Annotated in this window: 6 protein-coding genes and 1 pseudogene; 3 read left to right on the forward strand and 4 right to left on the reverse strand. The window is 65.7% G+C overall.

What is annotated here, in order from left to right; translation table 11 throughout:
• Positions 1-273 (forward strand): annotated as a pseudogene (locus WBF82_RS13580) (acyl-CoA dehydrogenase family protein); the annotation flags it as partial.
• Position 274: 1 nt separating this feature from the next.
• Positions 275-1,300, forward strand: a complete 1,026-nt coding sequence (locus tag WBF82_RS13585) for a glutathione S-transferase family protein (RefSeq protein ID WP_424383530.1) — start codon at positions 275-277, stop codon at positions 1,298-1,300.
• On the opposite strand, the gene WBF82_RS13590 is transcribed toward WBF82_RS13585, so the two are convergent.
• Both WBF82_RS13590 and WBF82_RS13595 read right to left on the reverse strand, forming a co-directional pair.
• Positions 1,297-1,797, reverse strand: a complete 501-nt coding sequence (locus WBF82_RS13590) for a DUF2771 domain-containing protein (RefSeq protein ID WP_424383531.1) — start codon at positions 1,795-1,797, stop codon at positions 1,297-1,299. The two genes, WBF82_RS13585 and WBF82_RS13590, sit on opposite strands and share 4 nt — an antisense overlap.
• Positions 1,794-3,476 (reverse strand): MFS transporter, encoded by a 1,683-nt coding sequence (locus tag WBF82_RS13595; RefSeq protein ID WP_424383532.1) that lies wholly within the window; start codon positions 3,474-3,476, stop codon positions 1,794-1,796. The genes WBF82_RS13590 and WBF82_RS13595 overlap by 4 nt, the downstream gene beginning before the upstream one ends.
• Before the next feature lie 106 nt (positions 3,477-3,582).
• Between WBF82_RS13595 and WBF82_RS13600 the strand changes: the two genes are divergently transcribed.
• Complete coding sequence (locus tag WBF82_RS13600; RefSeq protein ID WP_424383535.1) at positions 3,583-4,428, forward strand: DUF3027 domain-containing protein; 846 nt, start codon at positions 3,583-3,585, stop codon at positions 4,426-4,428.
• Here WBF82_RS13600 and WBF82_RS13605 read toward each other — a convergent pair.
• Both WBF82_RS13605 and WBF82_RS13610 read right to left on the reverse strand, forming a co-directional pair.
• On the reverse strand, positions 4,425-4,880 hold the full coding sequence (locus WBF82_RS13605) for an SRPBCC family protein (RefSeq protein WP_424383533.1): 456 nt from the start codon (positions 4,878-4,880) through the stop codon (positions 4,425-4,427). The two genes, WBF82_RS13600 and WBF82_RS13605, sit on opposite strands and share 4 nt — an antisense overlap.
• 27 nt (positions 4,881-4,907) lie before the next feature.
• Complete coding sequence (locus WBF82_RS13610) at positions 4,908-5,189, reverse strand: DUF2530 domain-containing protein (RefSeq protein ID WP_424383534.1); 282 nt, start codon at positions 5,187-5,189, stop codon at positions 4,908-4,910.
• Between the last annotated feature and the right edge of the window lie 67 nt (positions 5,190-5,256).

Here is a 5,256-nt window from a genome sequence, read left to right on the forward strand (position 1 = left end):
AAGGGCCAGGGTGAGCAGGCATATGAGCTGGCCGATGCGTTCTGTCAGCAGGCCACCCTGCGGGTCGAGGCGCTGTTCAATGCCTTGTGGGACAACACCGACAGCACTGACAGTGCGCTGGCGCGCAATGTACTGAAAGGTCGTTACAGCTGGCTCGAAGACGGGATCGTCGACCAGTCCGAGGGCACCGGACCGTGGATCGCGCACTGGGAAACCGGTGAGTCCACCGAGCCCAACTTGGCTCGGCGGTTTTTGACCGTGGCCGAATCCTGACATGGCATACGTCGCCGAGGCTGGCGAGTTCACCCGCGACACCAACTACATCGAAACCCGCATCACCGCCGACGGCCGGGACGGTTATCCGGTAGAACCGGACCGGTATCGACTGATCGTCGCTCGCGCCTGTCCGTGGGCCAACCGCGCGATCATCGTGCGACGGTTACTGGGCCTGGAAAGTGTTATCTCCATTGGCTTTTGCGGCCCAACCCATGACGAGCGCAGTTGGACTTTCGACCTCGACCCGGGAGGGCTCGACCCGGTGCTGAAGATCCCTCGGCTGCAGGATGCGTATTTCAAACGTTTCCCCGACTATCCGAAGGGCATCACCGTCCCGGCAATCGTCGATGTGCCAACCGGCGCTGTGGTGACCAACGATTTCGCGCAGCTGACGTTGGACCTGTCCACCGAATGGACTGCCTACCACCGCGGCGGCGCGTCGCAGTTGTACCCCGAGCCGCTGCGAAACGAGATCGACGAAGTCAACAAAAGGGTCTACACCGAAATCAACAACGGTGTTTACCGGTGCGGCTTCGCCGGTTCGCAGCAGTCCTACGACGCGGCCTACGACCGGTTATTCACGGCCTTGGACTGGGTCAGCGATCGACTGGAAAACCAGCGCTTTCTAGTAGGAGACACGATCACCGAAGCCGATGTCCGATTGTTCACTACCTTGGCTCGCTTCGACCCCGTCTATCACGGGCACTTCAAGTGCAACCGAAGCAAACTCTCCGAGATGCCAGTGCTGTGGGCCTATGCGCGAGATCTGTTCCAGACGCCGGGTTTCGGCGATACCGTCGACTTCGTGCAGATCAAGCAGCACTACTACATCGTGCACGCCGACATCAACCCGACGCGAATCGTGCCGAAGGGGCCCGAGCTGGCCAGCTGGTTGTCGCCGCATGGCCGGGAAGCGTTGGGCGGCAAGCCGTTCGGTGACGGCACGCCGCCGGGACCGCCCATCCCGGCCGAACTGGGGGTACCTCCCGCTTGCGGGGGAGTGCCCGTCGGCCACGGCCCCTAGCCCCAATCGGTACGTACCGACCATTCGGCATGAGGGACGCCGTGCAATTCGCCGGCCGGGTCGACGACCACAGTCATCAACTGGACGGCGATCCCGGTCAGCCGCCCCAGCTTGGGATCGACGGTGGGGATGGTGACCGCCAACCGGCTGCCGGGCCGGTAGAAGGTCGTCATGGGGTTGACCGCATCTTCATACACCCGCAACAGCCACCACGGTGCCCGGCCGATCGCCGGTGGCACCGAAAGCTGCACCGGATCGCGGGCAGTCACTCGTAATTCACCTTGCGCAGCCGGGTTTTCGCAATCATTGAGATCGAGCACTTTGCAATATCTATAGGGTCCGACTCGGGTCAACCGGCCGTGGGAGTATGCGCTGATTTCCGGGTGTAGCGGACCGCGCCCGCGGGATAGCGCCCAGGCGCCGACCCCCGCAGCCGCAGCTGCCAGCACCACCACAGCAAGCAGCACGGCGATGCCGAACTTCGCTTTCGGCTTCACTCCCACGAGACTGCCGCGCCGTCGTGGTCGCTGCGACCACCTTCCTGCTCGACCATCACCGGCCGGTTCCCGCCCAGGCCGGGAATCAACGAGTCGCCGCGGAAGCTGACCACGGTCTGCGCCAGCCCCAAAATCAGCACGGCCGCAACGACACTGAAGCCGACCCACAGCTCGGTATACAGCAACACGCCCAGCGCGCCGCCGAGCACCCACGCCAGCTGCAGCGTCGATTCCGAACGCCCGAACGCCGACGCGCGAGATTCCTCGGGCAGGTCATCTTGTAGCGAAGCGTCCAGCGCGGCCTTGGCAATTGCGCTCGACCCTGAGGTGATCAAGGTTGCGATCGCGGCCGTCAGCAGATTGCCGGCCACCGCCGCGGCCACCGCCGCCACGGTCACCGCCACTGTGCAGCGCACCACCAGCGCCGCGGGCCTGCCCAGCCGCAGCCGTGCGCTGGTGAAGTTGCCGGCGAAGTTACCGATGGCCGCCGCGGCGCCGATAAGTCCCAGCATGCCGAGCTGCACCCATCCACTGGCGTCGCGGGCTTTGGCAACAAACGCCGGATACAAAAACAGGAATCCGACCATGACTTTGATGGTGGAGTTGCCCCACAGCGAGGTGATGATGTTGCGGCCCAACGGTTGTCGAAGAGCCCCACTCGCTTTGCGGACCTCCTCCGGCCAGCTTCGCCGCGATGGATGGCTGCGATAGCTCAAGGTGGTGGGCACCTCGCCCTCGGTCACTTCGACCCAGCGCGGAATGCGCATGGACAGCAAGGCGCCGCCGAGAGTGACCGCAACGATGACGAATAACGCGCCGGGCCAATGGAACAAGCGACTGAAGACATACTCGATTCCGCTGGCGATGCCGCCGCCCAGGATGGTTCCTCCGAGCAGTCCGAACATGGTCAGCCGCGAATTGACCCGCACCAGGTCGATCGACGGCGGCATCACTCGTGGCGTCACCGCGCTGCGCAGGACGCTGAACGACTTCGAAAAAACCATCATTGCCAGCGCGCACGGATACAGCACCCAGGACGGGAAGCTTCCGGTGGCGCCGTCGTAATTGGTGATCAGCACCACCGCCAGCCCTGTGCGCAGCACAAACGACGCCGCCAGCGCGACCCGCCGGCCGTGCTGTAGCCGGTCGAGCGCAGGACCGATCAGCGGCGCGACAACCGCGAACGGCGCGATCGTGATCAACAGGTAGAGCGCGACCCTGTCTTTGCTCTCCCCGGTGGCTGCGGCGAAAAACAACGTGTTCGCCAGCGCGACGGCCATCGCGGCGTCGGTCGCGAAGTTGGCCACCACCGGCCACGTCAGCGCCGTCAGCCCGGACTTGTCGGCGCCGTCCGCGGTGGCGGCGCGCTGCACCAACCCATACATCCGCGAACCCATTTCACGGCTGCGCTGCGCGGCCGCGCGGGTGACGGTGACCCGCTCGCCGCCTGCGCCACTAGGTGGTGGCGCGCTGCGACGGTCGGACTCGGGCTGGTGCTGCAGCGGCGGCAGGTAGCGGTTGGCGCTGGGCATCGGCGGCGGGCGGCGCGGCCGGCCATAGTCCGGTTCGCCGGCCGGATAGTTGGCCATGCCTGGGTGCTCGGCTGGGGGTCCGGTGCGAGCGCGGCGGCCGCCAGACGCCCGGCCGCTATCCGGGTGATCACGCCGCCGTCCAGCCATGCCTCAATTCTCACAGATGTCGGCCGATGCGACGTGTAGGCAACCGGTGTGGCCGGGCGCCACGGCTTTGCGGCAGTATTAAGGGCGTATGGAAACAGCGGACCACGTGACCCGACCCACTGCGGAGTCGGCTGCGGCGACCACCGAAGAGTGGTCGCCTGAGCTGGCATCGGTGCTGACCGCTGCCGTCGAGGCGGCGCGGGCGGCCATCGTCGAGTTCAGCGGTGCCGACACGGTGGGTGACTACCTGGGCGTCGGCTACGAAGATCCGACCAGCGCCACCCACCGTTTCCTCGCCCATTTGCCTGGTTACCAGGGCTGGCAGTGGGCGGTCGTCGTGGCCGCATTTCCCGGCGCTGACCATGCGACCGTCAGCGAAGTGGTGCTGGTGCCGGGGCCGACGTCACTGTTGGCGCCGGAATGGGTGCCCTGGGATCAGCGGATCCGGCCGGGCGACCTCAGCCCAGGCGATCTGCTGGCGCCGCTGCCCGATGATGCGCGGTTGGTGCCCGGTTTTCTGGCCTCCGGCGATCCGCAGGTTGACGAGGTCGCGGTAGAAATCGGTCTGGGCCGGCGTCGGGTGATGAGCGCGTGGGGCCGCTCAGAGGCGGCGCAACGCTGGCACGACGGTGACCACGGCCCGGCCGCGCAGATGGCGCAATCCACCAAACGGGTGTGCCGCGATTGCGGTTTCTTTCTGCCGCTTGCCGGGTCTTTGGGCGCGATGTTCGGGGTATGCGGCAACGAGTTGTCCGCCGACGGGCAAGTCGTCGACTTCGAATACGGCTGCGGTGCGCACTCCGACACCCCGGCTCCCGCCGGCAGTGGCTCGCCGATGTATGCCCCCTACGACGACGGGGTGCTCGACATCACCGAGCAAAGCGGCGATCGCAAGCGCGGCGAAGCCGGGCGCAGCGGGTCGCCGCCATCAGACCCCGCCGAGCTCAGCTAGCCGTTCTCGGCCGTGGCTTTGATCCTGGCCAGGGAAATCTTCATCCCCTCGACCAGTTCCTGCTCGAACTTCTCCGTCCCGCCCATGAATGCGTTCACCGAAAAGCTCGACACCGGCTTCGTCCCGTTCTCGGCGTGCCGGCTCTCGATCACCCGGGTGCCCTCGGGGATCGGCTGCAGTTCGTAGCTCCAGATCGTGTTGTTGGTGTTGACCCGGAACGCCAGCTTCTGATCTGGGATCACCTCGAGCACGGTGCATGTTGTCGGCCAGAACAACCGATTGCGACGGTTGAGGTTGATCGTGCGGGTGCCATGACGGACGGGGCCCAGCGGCCGCATCAGTCGACACTGCGGGCTCCAGTCGGGCATGCGGCGGAAGTCGCTAACCAGCGACCAGACTTTCGAGACCGGTGCCTTGATATCAATCTGAGCTTGCAATAGCGGCGCTGCCATTGGATGCACTCCTCCTAGCTGGGGCCATCATTCTCGGTCAGAGTCAGGTTGATAGTGCAACCCGGTCTGTGCGCCACGCGCGCCTCGGCGCGCGGCATCGCGCTGCCATAGAAAAACAGTGGTGCCCAGCAGGCCGACACCCAGCCCGGCCAACGTCAGGGGCCGCCAGGTCTCTAGCGCGGGTACGACGAACGCGGCCACGCCGGCAACCAGCCAGGCCACTGCGCCGACGGCAATGACGGGCCAGACCTCCAGCAGCGACGCGGGCAGCGTCGGCGGATCGAGGTTTTTGGCAGGCTCGACAGACATCGGGTTCACGATAGCTTGAGCCCGAAGTCGGTCATTCCGGTGGACGATCGGACGTTCTGTCGTAACG

The sequence above is a fragment of the Mycobacterium sp. genome (genome assembly GCF_049673265.1).
In the GTDB taxonomy this organism is placed as follows: Bacteria; Actinomycetota; Actinomycetes; order Mycobacteriales; family Mycobacteriaceae; genus Mycobacterium.

Excerpts from the sequence above, each read along its gene's own strand:
- WBF82_RS13585 (WP_424383530.1), top strand. The coding sequence starts at position 275 with ATGGCATACGTCGCCGAGGCTGGCGAGTTCACCCGCGACACCAACTAC.
- WBF82_RS13595 (WP_424383532.1), bottom strand. The coding sequence starts at position 3,476 with ATGGCTGGACGGCGGCGTGATCACCCGGATAGCGGCCGGGCGTCTGGC.
- WBF82_RS13605 (WP_424383533.1), bottom strand. The coding sequence starts at position 4,880 with ATGGCAGCGCCGCTATTGCAAGCTCAGATTGATATCAAGGCACCGGTC.
- WBF82_RS13610 (WP_424383534.1), bottom strand. The coding sequence starts at position 5,189 with ATGTCTGTCGAGCCTGCCAAAAACCTCGATCCGCCGACGCTGCCCGCG.